Annotated in this window: 15 protein-coding genes; 6 read left to right on the plus strand and 9 right to left on the minus strand. The window is 69.9% G+C overall.

Features of this window, described 5'->3' with window-relative positions:
- Positions 1-65: 65 nt before the first annotated feature.
- Both ACFYP0_RS04390 and ACFYP0_RS04395 read left to right on the plus strand, forming a co-directional pair.
- The gene (locus ACFYP0_RS04390) at positions 66-1,646 is read left to right on the plus strand and encodes an MDR family MFS transporter (RefSeq protein WP_355500288.1); all 1,581 of its coding nucleotides are present in this window, start codon (positions 66-68) and stop codon (positions 1,644-1,646) included.
- 230 nt (positions 1,647-1,876) lie between these two features.
- Complete coding sequence (locus tag ACFYP0_RS04395) at positions 1,877-3,436, plus strand: OFA family MFS transporter (protein WP_355500418.1); 1,560 nt, start codon at positions 1,877-1,879, stop codon at positions 3,434-3,436.
- 92 nt (positions 3,437-3,528) lie between these two features.
- On the opposite strand, the gene nrfD is transcribed toward ACFYP0_RS04395, so the two are convergent.
- The 5 genes from nrfD to ACFYP0_RS04420 all read right to left on the minus strand — a co-directional run bounded on the left by nrfD (position 3,529) and on the right by ACFYP0_RS04420 (position 10,270).
- Positions 3,529-4,494 (minus strand): NrfD/PsrC family molybdoenzyme membrane anchor subunit, encoded by a 966-nt coding sequence (gene nrfD / locus ACFYP0_RS04400; RefSeq protein ID WP_355500291.1) that lies wholly within the window; start codon positions 4,492-4,494, stop codon positions 3,529-3,531.
- Positions 4,491-5,534: a 4Fe-4S dicluster domain-containing protein gene (locus ACFYP0_RS04405; RefSeq protein WP_355500294.1), complete on the minus strand. Its 1,044-nt coding sequence runs from the start codon at positions 5,532-5,534 to the stop codon at positions 4,491-4,493. The genes nrfD and ACFYP0_RS04405 overlap by 4 nt, the downstream gene beginning before the upstream one ends.
- Positions 5,535-5,537: 3 nt before the next feature.
- Positions 5,538-8,813, minus strand: a complete 3,276-nt coding sequence (fdh, locus tag ACFYP0_RS04410; RefSeq protein ID WP_355500297.1) for a formate dehydrogenase — start codon at positions 8,811-8,813, stop codon at positions 5,538-5,540.
- Positions 8,814-8,957: 144 nt separating this feature from the next.
- Entirely contained in the window at positions 8,958-9,755 is a 798-nt protein-coding gene (locus ACFYP0_RS04415; RefSeq protein ID WP_356975207.1) for a PrsW family intramembrane metalloprotease, read from the minus strand.
- Between the two features lie 311 nt (positions 9,756-10,066).
- Positions 10,067-10,270, minus strand: coding sequence for a hypothetical protein (locus tag ACFYP0_RS04420; RefSeq protein WP_355500302.1), 204 nt, complete (start codon positions 10,268-10,270; stop codon positions 10,067-10,069).
- Positions 10,271-10,511: 241 nt separating this feature from the next.
- Here ACFYP0_RS04420 and ACFYP0_RS04425 point away from each other — a divergent pair, with 241 nt between their 5' ends.
- A complete protein-coding gene (locus ACFYP0_RS04425; protein WP_355500305.1) occupies positions 10,512-10,745 on the plus strand; it encodes a winged helix-turn-helix domain-containing protein in 234 nt (77 codons plus the stop codon).
- A 270-nt stretch (positions 10,746-11,015) separates the two neighbouring features.
- On the plus strand, positions 11,016-12,008 hold the full coding sequence (locus ACFYP0_RS04430) for a hypothetical protein (RefSeq protein WP_386994333.1): 993 nt from the start codon (positions 11,016-11,018) through the stop codon (positions 12,006-12,008).
- Between the two features lie 9 nt (positions 12,009-12,017).
- On the opposite strand, the gene ACFYP0_RS04435 is transcribed toward ACFYP0_RS04430, so the two are convergent.
- The 3 genes from ACFYP0_RS04435 to ACFYP0_RS04445 all read right to left on the minus strand — a co-directional run bounded on the left by ACFYP0_RS04435 (position 12,018) and on the right by ACFYP0_RS04445 (position 15,108).
- A complete protein-coding gene (locus ACFYP0_RS04435; RefSeq protein WP_386994335.1) occupies positions 12,018-13,859 on the minus strand; it encodes a hypothetical protein in 1,842 nt (613 codons plus the stop codon).
- A complete protein-coding gene (locus ACFYP0_RS04440; RefSeq protein ID WP_386994338.1) occupies positions 13,856-14,620 on the minus strand; it encodes an ABC transporter ATP-binding protein in 765 nt (254 codons plus the stop codon). Before ACFYP0_RS04440 ends, ACFYP0_RS04435 begins: the two co-directional genes overlap by 4 nt.
- Positions 14,621-14,688: 68 nt before the next feature.
- Positions 14,689-15,108, minus strand: coding sequence for an ASCH domain-containing protein (locus tag ACFYP0_RS04445; RefSeq protein WP_386994340.1), 420 nt, complete (start codon positions 15,106-15,108; stop codon positions 14,689-14,691).
- Positions 15,109-15,184: 76 nt separating this feature from the next.
- Here ACFYP0_RS04445 and ACFYP0_RS04450 point away from each other — a divergent pair, with 76 nt between their 5' ends.
- Positions 15,185-15,583, plus strand: a complete 399-nt coding sequence (locus ACFYP0_RS04450) for an NUDIX hydrolase (protein ID WP_124853919.1) — start codon at positions 15,185-15,187, stop codon at positions 15,581-15,583.
- Between the two features lie 138 nt (positions 15,584-15,721).
- Here ACFYP0_RS04450 and ACFYP0_RS04455 read toward each other — a convergent pair whose 3' ends face one another.
- Positions 15,722-16,795 carry an XdhC family protein gene (locus ACFYP0_RS04455; RefSeq protein WP_386994343.1) on the minus strand — a complete coding sequence of 358 codons (1,074 nt, stop codon included), beginning with the start codon at positions 16,793-16,795 and terminating at the stop codon, positions 15,722-15,724.
- A gap of 118 nt (positions 16,796-16,913) precedes the next feature.
- Between ACFYP0_RS04455 and ACFYP0_RS04460 the strand changes: the two genes are divergently transcribed.
- The gene (locus tag ACFYP0_RS04460) at positions 16,914-17,786 is read left to right on the plus strand and encodes an FAD binding domain-containing protein (RefSeq protein WP_386994345.1); all 873 of its coding nucleotides are present in this window, start codon (positions 16,914-16,916) and stop codon (positions 17,784-17,786) included.

The following is a 17,786-nucleotide window of genomic DNA, read 5'->3' on the forward strand; positions in this document are numbered from 1 at the left end:
TTACCGCCCCGCCGCATCAGCTCCGGGGCCAGTCACCCCGCCACAAACCCGCCAAGGGAGCGTCAATGACCACCACCGTCCCGCCCGCCGACCCCGCCGAGGTCGGCACGCGCATGTCGCGTCGGGAGGTTCTCCAGGCCCTTTCCGGCCTGATGGTCGGCATGTTCGTGTCCATCCTCGCCTCCACGGTGGTGGCGAACGCGCTGCCGCGGATCATCGCGGACCTGAACGGCAGCCAGACCGTCTACACGTGGATCGTCACCAGCGAACTGCTCGCCATGACGGCGACGGTGCCGCTGTGGGGCAAGATGGCCGACCTGTACAGCAAGAAGCTGCTGATCCAGCTGTCGCTGGGACTGTTCGTGGTGGGTTCGCTCATCGCGGGCTTCACGCCGAACGTCGAGGTGCTGCTGCTCAGCCGTGTCGTCCAGGGCATCGGCGCCGGCGGCATGACGGCGCTGGCCACGATCGTCATGGCGGCGATGATCCCGCCGCGTGAGCTGGGCCGCTACGCCGGCATCTTCGGCGCGGTCTTCGGTGTGGGCACCATCGCCGGTCCGCTGATCGGCGGCCTGCTCGTCGACACGTCGTGGCTGGGCTGGCGCTGGTGCTTCCTGATCGGCGTCCCGTTCAGCATCATCTCGATCGCCCTGCTCCAGCGCACCCTGCACCTGCCGGTCGTCCGCCGCAAGGCGAAGATCGACTGGCTGGGCGCCCTGCTCATCACCTCTGGTGTCTCCACGCTGCTGATCTGGTCGTCCCTGGCCGGGAACAAGTTCGAGTGGGCCTCCGGCTGGACGGCCCTGATGGTCGTCGGTGGTCTGGTCCTGCTGGCGCTGGCCGTGCTCGTCGAATCGCGCGCCGCCGAGCCGATCGTCCCGCTGGGCATCTTCCGCAACCGCACGGTCTCGCTGGCCACGGTCGCCAGCGTGCTGGTCGGTGTCGCGCTGTTCGGCGGCACCGTCTTCCTGTCCCAGTACTTCCAGATCTCGCTGGGCAAGTCGCCGACCGTCGCCGGCCTGATGAGCCTTCCGATGATCTTCGGCCTGCTCGTCTCATCGACGATCGCCGGACAGCTCATCACGAAGTACGGCCGGTGGAAGGCCTACCTGGTGGCAGGCGCCGCGGTGATGAGCGTCGGGATGCTGCTCCTGGGCACCATCGACGCCGACACCAGCGTCGTCGTGCTGTCGATCTACATGGCCGTGCTGGGCATCGGCGTCGGCATGCTCATGCAGAACCTCGTGCTCGCCGCGCAGAACGACGTACCGGCCCACGAACTCGGCGTCACCACCTCCGTGCTGACGTTCTTCCGCAGCATGGGCGGCGCGATCGGAGTCAGCGCCCTCGGCGCGGTCCTGGCAAGTCGGGTGACCTCGCTGACGACCGAGCGGCTCGGCCCGGCGGCGACCGCCGGCGGCGGCTCCGCCGAGGTGCCCGACCTGTCCACGCTGCCCGAGCCGGTGCTGCGCATCGTGCAGGACGTGTACGGCATCGCCACCGCGGACCTCTTCCTGGTCGGCGCGCCGTTCGCGCTGCTCGCGCTGGTCGTCGTGCTGTTCATCAAGGAGAAGCCGCTGCACACCCTCAGCGGGGACGAACGACGCGTCCAGGAGGAGGCGGCGGCAAAGGTCGCGATTCACTGAGTCGTACGCCAGCAGAACGGGGGCGGGCCGGTTGGCCCGCTCCCGTTTCGCGTTTCTCGGTAACGACATGGTGTGAACGCGTTGCCACGTAACGTGAGTTTGAGCCGGTCAACGGCTGACGCCAGACGTGCGCCGGGCCGCCACTGCGGCGGCGCCGCTCGGCCACTGCCGGGTCGGACAGCTCGGCAACGTCGCGGCCTGTTCGGCCGCAGGAGGTGTGGACGATGCCCATGCTGTCGGTCTTCAATCCTCGGCACACGGTCGCTCCCCCGGGATACAGCCGCTGGCTCATCCCGACCGCGGCACTGGCGGTGCACGTGTGCATCGGCCAGGTCTACGCGACGAGTGTCTACAAGAACTCCCTCATCGCGCACTTCGACACCAGCCAGACGGCGATCGGGGCGATCTTCAGTATCGCCATCGTCATGCTGGGCTCGTCGGCGGCGGTGGGTGGCCGTTGGGTGGAGCGGAACGGGCCGCGCCGGGCGATGTTCGTCTCGGCGTGCTTCTGGGCCGTCGGGTTCCTGGTCGGCGCGCTCGGCATCGCGACCCAGCAGCTCTGGCTGCTCTATCTCGGATACGGCGTCATCGGCGGCATCGGGCTCGGCATCGGCTACATCTCGCCGGTCTCCACACTGATCAAGTGGTTCCCGGACCGCCCCGGCCTCGCCACCGGGCTGGCCATCATGGGGTTCGGCGGCGGCGCCCTGGTCGCCGGGCCGCTCGCGCGCCAACTGCTCTCCCTCTACGACTCCGGCTACAACCCCAACAACCCGGCCGCCGTGGCGTCGGGCAGTGCCCTCGTGGCGCTCTTCGTCACGTTCGGCATCGGCTATTTCGTGATCATGATGTTCGGCCCGTTCAACGTCCGGGTTCCGGCGCCGGACTGGCGGCCCGCCGGGTTCGACCCCGCGAGCGTCGCCGCCAAGCCCCTGGTGACGACGGCGAGCGTGTCGGCGTCGAACGCCGTGCGTACCCGGTCGTTCTGGTTGCTGTGGATCGTGCTGTTCTGCAACGTCACCGCCGGCATCGGCATCCTGGAGCAGGCAAGCCCGATGATCCAGGACTTCTTCCGGGACAACGGGACCGCCACCACTGTCTCGGTGACGGCGGCGGCCGGTTTCGTGGGAGTGCTGTCGCTGTTCAACATGGCTGGCCGGTTCGTCTGGTCGACGACGTCCGACCTCATCGGCCGCAAGCCCATCTACATGGTCTACCTCGGCGTCGGGATGGTGCTGTACCTGCTGCTCGCCGTGGCCGGCCACTCCGCGACCGCGGTCTTCGTGCTGATCGCCGCCGCGATCATCTCCTTCTACGGCGGTGGCTTCGCCACCATGCCCGCCTACCTGCGTGACCTGTTCGGCACCTTCCAGGTCGGGGCCATCCACGGCCGGATCCTCACCGCCTGGTCGGCCGCAGGCGTCGCCGGCCCGCTGATCGTCAACGGGATCCTCGACACACAGGGCAAGCCCGGCACCCTCACGGCGGCTGCGTACCGGCCCGCGCTGTTCACCATGGTCGGCATCCTCGCCATCGGGTTCATCGCGAACCTGCTGGTCCGTTCCGTGCCCGAACGGTTCCACGAGCCGAACCGAGGACCGACCTCGCCCGTGGCGAAGGCCACCGTCACCGAGCCGGTCGCTCTCGGGCGGGACAGCCAGCCGCCCGCGCCGCCGCACGTCGGTAGCCAGACCGGGCGACTCTGGTTGTCGTGGCTGCTGGTCGCGGTGCTCCTTGGGTACGGCATCGTCCAGACCGCCATCACCGCCGCGAAGCTGTTCACCGGCTGACGCGCGACGGCCCGTCACCGCCGGACCTCTCGCATCGCAACGGAAGGCGCCCCTCGAAAGGGGCGCCTTCCGTGTCGGTTTCGCCGATCCGCTCAGAGCGGGGTCACCGACCGGTTCTCGTTGAGCCGCTCCCGTTGTGGCACGACCGTGTACTTCGGATCGCGGGCCGACACCCGTCCCGCCTCGAAGACGCCGAACCGGGTGGCGACCGACGATGCCACGAGGGCGGCGCCGGAGATCGCCGACAGGACCCGGCTACGCCCGCTGAGCAGGGCGGTGGCGGTGCCCACGGCGAGCAGGGCGCGTCCCGCCCTGACCAGCCGGCCGCTGCGCCCGTGCGTGTAGGGCTCGCTGGTGAGGCCCTGCCGCTCCAACTGGTGCCCTCCGCCGAACTCGACGGCCGCGGCGGCCAGGGCGAGTCGTCGCAGTGGGGCGGTCTCCGCGGCCGGTGCCGCGATCAGGCCGACCCCGGACGCGGCGGCGAGCGCGCTGCCGGCGAAGACGAACGGCAGCGACGGGTAGGCGTCGTGCCAGGACGGCACGGCCGTGTCGGCGAGCAGCACCCCGGTGTACGTCGCCAGCGCGGGCGCGGTGGCCGCGGCAGCCAGGCCGGCGACGTTGCCGATGGGCGGTGCGATCCGACGGGCGAGGCCGAGCACACCGTGCTGCGGGAGCAGCGGCGCGAGCTCGGCGACCGCGGCCACGCCGGCCAGCGGGCCGAACGCGGCGAGGATCCAGGTGCCGACCGACATCGGCGAGGTCACCTTGGCCACCCGGAGCATGTGATGGAACCGGGCCGGCCGGCCGAGGTCGTGGACCAGCAGGTACGTGCTGGCGGCGACGCCGCCGAGGGCCGTCCAACGGCCCACCTTGCGCAGCCCGGGTCGTCCGGTCAGTTGGGCGCCCGCGCCGATCAGCGCACTTCCGGCGGCAAGGCCTCCGGTGAACAGGTAGCCGGCGATGTCGTACTTCCACACCGGCGGCTTCAGGACCGGTCGGCCGTAGTAGGAGGCGAAGTCGGCCGGCGGCACCGTGAGTCGTTCACCGCCGCGGGTCATCGCCGCCCGCCCAGGAACGCGACCGCCGTGGCGACCGCCATCGTCATCGCCGCCAGGCCGGCACGCTTCCACATGGCCGGCAGGTCGCGGGTGGTCACGATCGGGTCCGGTGGCAGCCCGTACACCTCCGGTTCGTCCAGCAGCAGGAAGAACGCACCATCACCACCGACACCGTCGTTCGGGTCGTGCCCGTACAACCGCGCCTCCGGCACGCCCCGCTCATGCAGCTTCGCCACCCGCGCGGCGGCCCGCTCCCGCAACTCGTCCAGTTCCCCGTACTGGATCGACTCCGTCGGGCACGCCTGCGCACACGCCGGCGTCATGCCGACCCCGAGCCGGTCGTAGCACAGCGTGCACTTCCACGCCCGACCATCATCCTTGCGTTGATCGATGACGCCGTACGGGCAGGCGGAGATGCAGTAACCGCAGCCGTTGCAGATGTCCTCCTGCACCACCACGGTGCCGAACTCCGTCCGGAACAGGGAACCTGTCGGGCAGACATCCAGGCAGGCCGCGTGGGTGCAGTGCTTGCACACGTCCGACATCATCAACCAGCGAAAATCCGTCCGCCCCTCCGCGCCCGAACCCCTCCCCGGCGGCTGCGCACCCGGCATCCCCAGAAACTCCGGCCCGCCCGACATGCGGGCCGCCGCGGCGGGCGAGCCGGTGGGCAGGCCGGGGTCCGTTCCGGTGTCCGTGCTGGTACGCGCGCCGACCGCCGCCGTCGCCGGGCTGACCGCCGGCCCGTCCGGGTCCCCCGCGAACGCCGGGGTCGCCCAGCCGGCCGAGCGGGGCTGCTCCACGAACGCGACGTGCCGCCACGAGTTGGCAGTCAGCGCGCCCGTGTTGTCGTACGACATGCCCAGCAGGTCGAGCCCGCTCTCGGGGACACCGTTCCACTCCTTGCAGGCCACCTCGCACGCTTTGCAGCCGATGCAGACGCTGGTGTCGGTGAAGAACCCCATCCGCGGCGGCGCGTTCTCGTAGCCGGCGTCCGGTGCGGGGTCCAGCGGCCCGTACAGGGCGTTGGCGTGGGGCATCGGTCAGGCCTCCTGGTCGCTGCTGCTGTCGGCGACGTCGGTCGTGACCATCGGCGGGTAGCGGTGGACAAGGTTTCCCGACCGCCGCCGGTAGTCGACGACGAGGTCCACCAGGTCCTGTCCTCTGGGGCGTCGTCCGGGTCGGACGTCGCACGTGCCGACCTTGCTCTCCTGAATCAGGACGTTGGGGTCGAGGGTGATGCCGAACAGGTCGTTGGCCGAGTCGCCGGTCACCAGGCCCTCGAAACCGAAGTGGTACGGCAGCCAGACCTGGTGGATGATCCGGCCATCCACTCGCAGCGGCGTCACCCGGTCGGTCACCAGCACCTTCGCCTCGACCGCCGCCCGGCTGGTGACCAGGTGGGCCCAGCCCAGATGACTCAACCCTCGCAGGGCCGCCAACTCCGGCGACACCTCGACGAACATCTCGGGCTGCAACTCGGCCAGCGGCGACACGTTGCGGCTCATCGCGCCGGCGGTGTGGTGCTCGGTGAGCCGGCTGACCGTGAACACGTACGGGAAGACGTCGCTGTGCTCCTGCGGCGGGCTCGGGTTGAGCGTGTTGATCGGGTGGGTGTAGACCTTGCGGGTCGGGTTGGCCTGCTGCCGGTAGAGCGGGTTGCGCACCGGCGACTCGACCGGCTCGTAGTGGGTGGGCATCGGTCCGTCGAGGACGCCGGTGGGCGCGTACAGCCAGCCTTTGCCGTCGCCCTGAAGGATGAACGGGTCGTCGCCGGCGATGCCCGCCACACCCGAGGCGTCGTGCGCCGGCCGGTAGGACGGCGGTTTGGTCTTTTCGAAATCCGGCACGTCGTAGCCGGTCCACTCGCTCTTGTCCGCGTCCCACCAGACGTAGCGTTTGCGCTCACTCCACGGGTTGCCGTCCGGGTCGGCGGAGGCACGGTTGTAGAGGATGCGCCGGTTCGCCGGCCACGCCCAACCCCACTCGGGTGCCACCAGGGACTGCTCCGAGCCGGGTTTGCGGCGGGCCGCCTGGTTGATGCCGTCGGCGTACACCCCCGTGTAGATCCAGCAACCGCCGACGGTGGAGCCGTCGTCCTTCATCTCGGTGAACGACGCCAGCGGCCGGCCGGTGGCCACGTCGTACCCGTTGATCTCGCGCAGCACCGACTCGGCGCTCGGCTCCGCGTGCGGGCCGTGCGTGGGGTAGTCCCAGGTGAGGTCGAGCAGCGCACGGTCGCGCGGCTTCGTCGACGTCGCCAGCCGTTCCCGGATGACGCGACCGAGGTGGTAGAAGAACCAGAGTTCGGAGCGGGCGTCGCCTGGTGGTTCGACGGCCTTCTCCCGCCACTGCAACAGCCGTTGGGTCTGGGTGAAGGTGCCCTCCTTCTCCACGTGGGAGGCGGCCGGTAGGAAGAACACCTCGGTGCGGCACCGCTCGGGCACGATCTCGCCGGTCTCGATTTCCGGCGCGTTCTGCCAGAACGTGGCGCTCTCGATCATGAACAGGTCGCGGACCACGAGCCAGTCGAGGTTGGCCATGCCGAGCCGCTGCGCCCGGCCGTGCGCCGACCCGACCGCCGGGTTCTGCCCGAGCAGGAAGTAGCCCTTGATCTTGCCGTCGATCATGTCGAGCACCTGCTGGTAGGTGCCGTGGTCGCCGGTCATCCGCGGCATGTACCCGTAGCAGTAGTCGTTGTCGGCGGTGGCGGCGTCGCCCCAGTACGCCTTGAGCAGGTTGACGCCGTAGGTGCGGGCGTTGCCCCAGAAGCCTTTCTGCCCGGGGTGCGCGATGCTGTCCACCCACTTGTCCAGGGTCGGGTGCTCGGCATGGTGGGGCATCGGCAGGTAACCGGGCAGCAGGTTGAACAACGTCGGGATGTCGGTGGAGCCCTGGATGCTGGCGTGCCCGCGCAGCGCCATGACCCCACCACCCGGACGACCCATGTTGCCCAGCAAGAGCTGGATGATCGCGCCGGTGCGGATGTACTGCACGCCGACGCTGTGCTGCGTCCAGCCCACCGAGTAGACGAGCATGCCGGTCCGGTCCCGGCCGGAGTTCTCCGTCCACGCGTGGGCCAGTTCGAGGAACTTCTCCTGCGGGATGCCGCAGACCCGTTCCACCATCTCCGGGGTGTAGCGGGCGAAGTGCCGCTTGAGGATCTGGTAGACGCAGCGCGGGTGCTGCAACGTCTCGTCACGTTCGGTCTCGCCGCCGACCGGCGCGCCGTGCGACTCGTTCTCCAGCCCGGCCGCCGTCTCCCGCTGTGTCTCGCTGTCGCGGGTCGTCTGGTCCTGCGGGTGGCCCTCGTACCGCCAACTGGCCTGGTCGTAGGTGGCGTTGTCGTCGTTGAAGCCGGAGAAGAGGCCGTGCATGTCCTCGGTGTCGGCGTACTCCTCGGTCACGATGGTCGCTGCGTTGGTGTAGGCGACGACGTACTCCCGGAAGTCCAACTCGTTGTCGAGGATGTAGTGCACCACCCCGCCGAGCAGCGCGATGTCGGTGCCCGCCCGGATCGGCAGGTACGAGTCAGCCAGCGCGCTGGTACGGGTGAACCGCGGGTCGACGTGGAAGACCTTCGCCCCCCGACGCTTGGCCTCCATCACCCACTGGAAGCCCACCGGGTGCGCCTCGGCCATGTTCGAACCCTGGATGACGATGACGTCGGAGTTCGACAGGTCCTGCTGGTACTGGGTGGCGCCGCCACGACCGAAGCTGGTCCCCAGACCGGGGACGGTGGAGGAGTGTCAAATACGGGCCTGGTTCTCGATCTGGAGAGCCCCCATCGCGGTGAACAACTTCTTGATGAGGTAGTTCTCCTCGTTGTCCAGCGTCGCCCCGCCCAGGCTGGAGATACCCAGCGTCCGGTTGAGCGGTCGGCCCTCGGCGTCGACGTCCTCCCAGGTCTCGTCCCGGGCGGCCAGGACCCGATCGGCGATCATGTTCAGCGCCGTGTCGAGGTCGAGGTCCTCCCACTCGGTGCCGTACGGCCGGCGGTAGCGGACCGTGGTCTGCCGCAGCGGGCTGGTGACCAGACTCTTGCTCGCCGAACCCTTCGGGCAGAGCCGGCCCCGCGAGATCGGGCTGTCCGGATCGCCCTCGATCTGACTGACCTGCCCGTCCTTCACGAACACCCGCTGACCACAACCAACAGCGCAGTACGGGCAGACGGACCGCGCCATCGAATCGGCGGTATCGGTGCGGGCGGTGAGCGCGCGGGACCCGTCGGACTTCGCCGCGGCACCCCGGCCCAGCGGGTCCGTGCCGGTGAGCTGGCGGTAGACCGGCCAGCCCTCAAACCAGCTGCGCACCCCCATCGCCGCACCTTCCCGACCAATACCGCCAAATATGAACACTCTGACGTTAGATGAGGTGCCGGCCCGGTCGCAGCGGGATCACGAACAGTCATGCCTCCCCCAGCCCTTGGTGCGGGGCGGGAGAGGCATGGGTTACGGCGCTGGTCAGTGCGGTTGCAACTGGCCCATGTCCTGGTCGCTGAACGTCCGGTAGCGGCGCAACTCCCAGAACAACCAGCCGATGCTGATGATCGCCAACACGACGAAGACCAGCGAACCGGAGAACGTGTCCCAGAGGGTGTGCAGGACGACGACACCCAGGAACGTACCGATGAACCCGAAGAGCCGAGCGACGCTCGGGCTCGCCAGCAACGCCCAGAGCGCGCCGGCGGTCAGCCCGGTCCAGGCGGTGTGACCGGCGGGCGCCGTCAGGCCCCGGATGAAGAGCGTCTGCTCCACCGCGCCGATGTTGCCCTGCGAACTCAGCAGCGCGCTGAACGCGTAGCCCATCGTCTCCAGCGCGGCGAACCCCATGCCGGCGGCGATGCCGATGATCAGCCCGTCGGAGGGCACCCGGCGCCGACGCTGGGCCACCACCGTGAACAGCAGCACCACCGGGACGATCAGCTTTGCCGACTCCTCGATCAACGCGACGAACAGCATCGGCAGGGTGCCGAGGCCGCGCAGGGTGTCGTACTCCAGGGTGCCGGCGACCACCGTGCCGATCACACCACCGAAGAACGCCGACGTCACCAGCACAGATGCCGGCACCTGCCACCGCCCGGTCCGGGCCTGTGCGAACGTCAGGAACGTCAATGGCACCAACGTCGCCCCGAGCAGGATCAACGCCGGTACGAAGTTCGGATTCTTGGTGCTGACCAGGGTCCGCAGCACCGCCAGATAAAGGATCAGCCCGATGACGAGCACACCGACCCACGCCCACCGGCGCCAACGATCACCCATACCGCGCAGTCTGGCTGACCAAGGTTACGAAGACCAGCCATGGGACTGAGATCGTGACGACTTCCCAGCGGCGGCGAAGTCCGCTGTTCATGGGCGGCAATGCGCGCGAGTGATGGCTACGATCTCGGCCCATGCGCCGCGGAGCCCCGTTACTGTCGCTCGTCGTCCTGCGGGCCCTTCCCGCCTGCACCTCGAAACCCGAGGAACCCGGGGACGTGGCGTTGACCGTCTTCCTCGACAACGACGTGACGGTGGCGCAGAAGGGCAGCGTGGAGCAGCAGCTCCGGTCGATGCGTAGTGGATGCCCACAGTCAGCGCTTCTGGAACATCACCGCCGCCACTTCCGCAGTCAGCTTGATTGCCCAATCGAGCTGCGGACAGTCGTCGCGGCTTCGGCACTCCAGGCACCCACCCACCCGCCATGGGCGGTCGAGTGCGCGCGTCCAATGCGTGTCCAGAACCCTCTTGGCGGTGAACAGCTCGGTTGCCGTGGAGATCGGCTCGTCGATCGGCATGGTCGGCACTCTCCCCACGATCATGGTTAGCCCCACCTGGGGGCAGAGTCCGTGCGTCCTACTCCCCAGGTGGGTATGCCGCCGGGAACCTAGGAGTTTGCCGAAACCAGGGAACCCGACTACGCGACCAACCTATTCCAACCTGTAGGAGCAGGTCAAGCTATCGCCTGGAACTTGTTGGAACAGGTTTGCGCGTGATCGAATTGGGGTGCCGAAACCAGGGACCTACGGAGATCGACTCATGCCGACCGAGAAAGTGGACTACCGGCGCATCGCAACCGAGATCGCCGAAAAGATCAAGTCCGGAGAGCTCGCGCCGGGAGCGAAGCTACCGTCCACGCGCGAGCTTGCCGAGCAACACGGCGTGCACATTTCCACGATCAACCGGGTGATGACGATCCTCAAGGACCGTGAGCTCGTCGAGGGGTATCCGGGCAAAGGAGTCTATGTAGCCGAGCCCAAGCAATTGAGTTAGCCCTCCCCTAGCCGCGACCGGCACTTGGGCGTCGCCGTCTGATCAGTATTCTGTCCCGGACACTCGGGAGGGAGTCTTCCGTCGCGGGGTCTGGCGTGCGCGGCAAGCCATTCTGGCGGCAAGGGGATTGTGTGGAACCACTCGCACGATATTTGACCGTGAAATGGCGCCTTGAGCACCGGCGTTCCCCCGCCGAACCGGGCGGCGGCTCGCTTGACGTTCAACCGCCAGCCGCCCATCCCCGGGAGGCTCCTGCGTAGGCTCACGGCTGTGCGCCCGTTGCTGATCGCCGAGACGGTGATGACGCCGTCGACCTTCGTCGAGTGGCTGACCGGCACGGGGTTACTGGTGTGGAGCCATCGTTCGCTGCGCGTCTTGCACTCGGACCTGACCGTCGCGCTGGCGTGGGAGCCCTCCGACGCGGACCCGATCCTGGCCGTCGGCGTGGCTCCGGACCGGTCGCGGTTCGCGCTTGTGGGACCACGACAGGTGCAGGTCCGCAGCGCTGATGGCCGCGTCGGGTGGGCGGTCGAGCACGGCAGGGTCTTGTCGACAGGTTGGCCCCGGCCGAGGTGTCACCTGGCCGGGGACGACCTTCTCTGGTTGTTTGTGCCCGACGCTGCCGGCGACCAACTCGTCGTGTTGGACGCGTCCAGTGGCGGTGCCGAGGTGGACCGGCGCCCCCTTCAGACCGTTGAAGGCTCTGCCACATTCATCCTGGACGCCAATCGACAACACGTCGGGCTGCACATCGCGGTGGGACCGGAGACCTGCCTCAGTTACCGCTGGACGACGGCTGATCGGCGGCTGCTCGCCGGGCAGACCATGAACGGCTGCCTGGCCGACATGAACGCCGGCGGGAGCTTCTACCTCTCCATGCCGCACGGCAGCGGCTGGATCGCGATACGCGATGTTGCCGACGACAGCGCCCGGGTGGAGCGCCGCTACGACGACGTCCCCGAGTTCGGCGACTCCGACGACTACCGGATGTACGAGGCCGCAGCCGTCGTATCCGACGACTGGGTCATGGTCGGCGTCGCAACCGACGAGAGCGACGCCGAGCAGCATCTCCTACTGTCCACCCGCACGCTGCGCCCGCAGACCGTGATGGATTACGGCATCGACATGCCGCAGAACTCGATCCGGTCCGCCGGTGGAGACGGACGGTGGATGACGCATGACGCCGACGCTGGAGTGGTCCGGCTCTGGCAGTTACGCGAGCCACACACGGACGAGGTCGAGGGCCAGCTCGAGCTGTGGTAGAGCTGTGGATCAGGGGCCGCCCGGTTGCGGTCGACGATCCCACAGCACCAGGCCGGTGAGCAGCATCGCGACGCCCAGACCGACCATCGCCAACCCCACCGCCGTGTGCGCGCTCCCGCTCAGGTGACCGGCCACGATCCACCCGCTGTCTATCCCGAACACCAGCGGCATCAGCCCCTGCGGGATCACCGGGATCCACCCGACCGTCAGCAACCCCAGCGCCCACGCGGTCGACTTGTTCTCCCGATACCACTGCATGTCCCAGGTCAGCGGGAGCACCGTCTCCGGGCGCCGGCTCCGCTGACCGGCCGCGGCGAGCACCGCCGTGCCGCGCCGGGCGAACCGCTCGTCGGCCAGCCACACGCCACCCCACCAGGTCGCCACCCCGGACAGCAGCCCGACCACCGGTAGCAGCGGTGCCACCTCCGGCGGGCCCCAGATCACCAGGGCGAGCACCGGCGCGGCGGCGAGCAGCCCAGCAGCGGTGGCGACCAGCACGCTGACGATGTCGGTCGGGTTGTCGGCCGCTGTGGGGTGCCGCGGGTCGGCAACCGGGCGTACGCGCAGCAGCGACACCCACACCGGCACCGACGCGCCCGCGCCGAGCAGGGCCGGCAGGGTGGAGAGCGCGGCCAAGGGGTCGATGTCGGGCGCGAGGAGGATGCCCGCGACGGTGAGCAGCACGCCGATCGGGGTGACCAGCACCAACCACGCCAAGGCACGACCCCTGACCTCGGCCCGTTCGCCGTCGGGCGTGGTGAGCGGCAGCCACAACGCGGTGCCGTCCAGCCCGACCAGCCCGGCGGACATCGCCGCCGCGCCGAGCACGGCCAGCGGTCCCGCCCACGGCAGCAGCAGGTCCACGTCGGACAGCAGCGGCAGTCCGGCGAGCAGCGCCCCGTACACCACCGCGAACGCCAGATACTGCAACCGCAACGGGTGCCGCACCCAGGCCCGCAGCTCACGGCCGACGACCGCCCGCGTCGCCGCCGGCACCCACCCCAGCCACTCGCGCTCAGCCGCGGCCGGTGACGCCGCCGTGGTCCGGCGCGGCCGGAACGGCGCACCGGCGGCGATCACCCTTCGGACGAGCATGATGTACGCGGCGGCGCAGAGCGCCACGATGCCCACCAGGGTCGCCATCAGGCGCAACCCTTGCCCGGATGGCCCGGTCACGGCGGCGATCGGCCAGGCGCTCGGCACGTACGCCATGGCCCGGACCACCTCCCCCGGCGCTGCCACGAGCAGGACCGACACCCACGGGAAGACCGCCCAGAGCGACCCGGCGACACCCATCGCCGTGCCGGTGAAGACGCCGGTGAGCAGCGCACCGGCCGGACCGCCGGCGTGGCCGACGACCTCCAGCGCGATGGCCGAGCCGATCAGCCCGAGCAGCCAGAGCAGCACCGCGCCGAAGGCGGTGACGAGGACCGCGACGGTGCCGTACCGGGCGGCGTGCACCGGCAGCGCGGCGAGTGCCACCAGCGAGACGGCCGGGCCGATACCGATCGCCGACGCGGCGAGCAGGCCGATCGCTGCCGGGACCCCGCCGATCGGCTCCAACCGCAGGTGGGCCGGGCGGACCCGGCCACGCCCGCCGCCGAGCAGCAACGGCAGGACGATCCAGCCGAGAACCCACGCCCCGGCCAGCAGGCCGAGAGTGTGCTGGTCACCGCGGAGCGCGTACCGGATCAACCAGGCGGCGGCGAGCAGACCGACCAGGCCGGCCACCGTGGGGCCAGGGTGTTCGCGCAGCGAGCGACGCAGCATCGTCGCGCGCATCCGGGCCGGCACCATGATCGCGCCGAGGGTGCCGCCCAGCTGGCCGGGGGCGGTCAGTTGCGTGCTCATCGTGCCCCGGTCAGCCAGTCCAGACCGGCGCTGCCGGAGGCTTCGGCGCCGACCAACTCGACGAACCGGTCCTCCAGGCTGCCGCCGGCGGCGACCTCGGCGACCGACCCGGCGGCGACCACCCGGCCCTGATGGATCACGGTGACCTCATCGCACATCTGCTCGACGAGCAGCATCGAGTGGGTGGACAGCACGCAGGTGCCGCCGCCGACCACGAACCGGCGCAGCACCTGGCGGATGGTGGCCGCGGAGACCGGGTCGACCGCCTCGAACGGTTCGTCGAGCACGAGCAGCCGGGGCGCGTGCAGCAGCGCCTGGGCGAGGCCCAGCTTCTTGCGGGTGCCGGTGGAACAGTCGGCCAGCGGGGTGCCCGCGCCCTTGGCCAGGCCGAGCACGTCGATCAGTTCGGCGGCACGGTCGGTTGCCGTGGCCCGGGGTAGCCCGCGCAGGCCGGCGCTGTAGCGCAGCAGTTCGGCACCGGTGAGGCGCTCCGGGAAGTCGAGGCCGTCGGGCAGCACGCCGGTCAGCGCGCGGGTGAGGCCGCGCTCGCGCAGCGCTTCGTGGCCGAGGATCCGGATCTGCCCGGAGTCCGGGGTGACCAGGCCGACGGCCATCCCGATGGTGGTGGACTTGCCAGCGCCGTTGGGCCCGACGATGCCGTGGAAGGTGCCGGGGTGGACGGTCAGATCGATGCCGTCCACCGCGCGATGCGCCGCGAAGGTCTTGACCAGGCCACGGATCTCTAGTGCCGGGGGGATCACGCGCCGAGCATAGGTGACCTTGCACGACCGCGTGGCCCGCCGCTAGGCGGTCCACAAAGGACGGACGCTCAGACGACGTGCACCAGCCGGAAGCGTTCGGTCACCACCAGGGTGTCGTCGTCCACGGTGAAGTGCGGGTCGCCCAGCTCGGCGCGCACCTCGGCACTGTGCCAGAACGCCTCGTGCCCCGCACGCCACTGCGCCACCGACTCGTCGCCCTCCCCCTCGGCCAGGGCGTGTGGCAGGTCGACCTCGGCGAGCCGGACCACCCGTACGTCGGTCAGCTCGATGGCGGCGATCCGCCGGCCGGTGGAGTCGACCACGGCCGACAGTTGACCCACCTCGGGCAGCGGCTCGTTCGCGCACTCGTACCCGATCAGCAGGCCCGTCGTCGACGTCTTCGCCCCGGACAGGATCGCGCCCACGAGCTTGTCGCGCAGTGGCCCCGGAAACGCGAACTCGGCAAGCGGAAGATCGTCGAGGTCCATCCGCGGAGCGTACGCGACCCAGCACGCCGGACTGACCGTCGTCGACATGCTCGCGGCGACGTGGCACGGTCTGATCATGGCCACTTACGATGTCGCCCTCGTGCTGCTCGTCGATCCGTCGGGCGCGGTGTTGCTGCAACACCGCGACGAGGATGCGGTCGTCTCGCCGGGCCAGTGGAGCCTGCCGGGTGGCCATGTCGAGCCCGGCGAGTCACCGGAGGCGGCGGCCCGCCGCGAACTGCTGGAGGAAACTGGTCTGACGGCGGGTGAGCTGCACCCGCTGTGGAGCGGACCCCGGCCGTACGAAGCGGGTTTTCCGCACACCGTGACCGTCCACGTGTTCCGTGGCAGCACCACGGCTCGTCAGGAGGACGTGGTGGTCGGCGAAGGGCAGGCCATGGTGTTCATCCCCCGAGACGAGGTGCTCGACCGCGAGTTGGCGGTCTCCACCGCGCTGATCCTGCGCATGATCTAGCGTCAACGGTCGTCAACCCGCCCTGCCTCGACGATCATGCAGTTGTGGTGGGCGACAAAGTCGCTTCTACAGTGCGAAGTTTGGCACCACATCTCCATGATCGATGGGACCGAACCGCGCCGACGAATCGACCCTCGGTCAGGTGTGGTGGATCGGGGTCGCCAGGTCGCTGAGCGGGCGACCCGAGCCGCCCCAGGTCTGGGCGGTGATCTCGGCGGCGATCGCCACGGCCGTCTCTTCCGGCGTCCGCGCGCCCAGGTCCAGCCCGATCGGTGAGCAGAGGCGGGCCAGGGCGCTCTCCGGGACACCCGCCTCGCGCAGCCGGCGCATCCGATCGTCGTGCGCACGCCGGCTGCCCATCGCGCCGATGTAACGGGCGGGCGTGGCGAGGGCGACCTGGAGCAGCGGCACGTCGAACTTGGGGTCGTGGGTCAGAACGCAGAGCACCGTGCGGTCGTCGACGGTCGTCGACTCCAGGTACGCGTGCGGCCAGCGGACGACGAGGTCGTCGACGTCCGGGAAACGCGCACGGGTGGCGAACACCGGGCGGGCGTCGCAGACCGTGACGTGGTAGCCGAGGAACTTGCCGATCCGGGCCATCGCGGCGGCGAAGTCGATCGCACCAAAGATGATCATCCGGGGTGGTGGCACGTACGACTGGACGAACACGGCCACCTCGTCGCCGCGCTGCTGCCCCTGCCGGCCCAGGTGGATCGTGCCGGTGACGCCGAGGGCGAGCATCCCGGTCGCCTGCCGGGCCGCCGCGTCGTCCAGGTCGGGTGCGCCGAGGCTCCCCGCGACCCGATCGGGCCAGATCACCAGTTGGGCGTTCTCGACCGATGCGGTGGCGACCGGACGGCCATCGCGGATCGCGGTGAGGACCTGATCGAACTCGGTCATCGCGACGCTCGGTTGCACCAGGACCTGGATGGTGCCACCGCAGGTCAGACCGACGTCCAACGCGTCGTCGTCGCTGACGCCGAAGGTCTGGGTGTGCGCCGCGCCGGTCTGGATCGCGGTCCGGCAGAGTTCGTAGACAGCGCCCTCGACGCAGCCGCCCGAGATGCTGCCCACCACGTCTCCGTGCGCCGAGACGGCCATCGCCGCGCCAGGTTGTCGGGGCGCGGACTGCCAGGTCCGCGCGACGGTCGCGACGGCGAACGCGACGCCCGCGGCGCGCCAGCCGGCCAGCCCGTCGACGATGTCCCGCATGGCCGCACGATCCGCGAGCCCCGGCAGCACCGTCAACGGCGACCTAAGCAGTTGCTTAGGTCGCCGTTGACTTTGACCACCGCCGGGCAGAGATTTTGCCGGAATGCGGAGGTGCGACATGCAGGTGCCGGCACCGTTCGAGTACGAGCGAGCCACCAGTGTGGACCATGCGATCAGCCTGCTGGAGCGGCTGGGCGGGACAGCCCGCCTGATCGCCGGCGGGCACAGCCTGTTGCCGATGATGAAGCTCCGGCTGGCCAACTTCGACTATCTGATCGACATCAACGACCTGCACGGCGAGTTGGGCTACGTCGAGGCGGGCCCGGACGAGGTTCGCATCGGTGCGCTGACCCGGCATCGGGAACTCCTCGAATCCCCCGTGCTGGCGACGGCGTTCCCGATCTTCGCCGACGCCGAACGGGTGATCGCCGACCCGGTGGTGCGCAACCGGGGCACGCTGGGCGGCTCGCTGTGCCAGGCCGACCCGTCCGAGGATCTGTCGGCGGTCTGCACGACGCTGGACGCGCGGTGCGTGATCCGTGGTCCGGGCGGCGCGGAGCGGGTCGTGTCGATGGAGGAGTTCCACGTCGGGCCGTACGAGACGGCCGTCGCGGACGACGAGATCCTGGTCGAGATCCGGCTACCGGTACGGCCCGGCTGTGGCAGCGCGTACACCAAGGTCGAGCGCCGGGCCGGCGACTGGGCCGTGGTGTCGGCGGGCGCGGCGGTGTGGCTCGACGGCGGCGCGATCGTCGACGCCCGGGTCGGGCTCGCGGCGGTCGGCCCCAACACCACGGGCATCCCGGCGATCTCGGCGGCGCTGCGCGGGCGGGAACCCTCGGAGAGCCTCTACGAGCAGGCCGGGGCGATCGCGGCGAACAGCTGCGACCCGGTGACCGACCAGCGCGGCAGCGCGGACTACAAGCGGCATCTGGCCGCCGAGCTGACCCGGCGGACCCTGCGCCGGGCCGTCGAACGGGCGAGGAGCTGA

Source organism: Micromonospora arida, from assembly GCF_042873195.1.
Taxonomy (GTDB): domain Bacteria; phylum Actinomycetota; class Actinomycetes; order Mycobacteriales; family Micromonosporaceae; genus Micromonospora; species Micromonospora arida.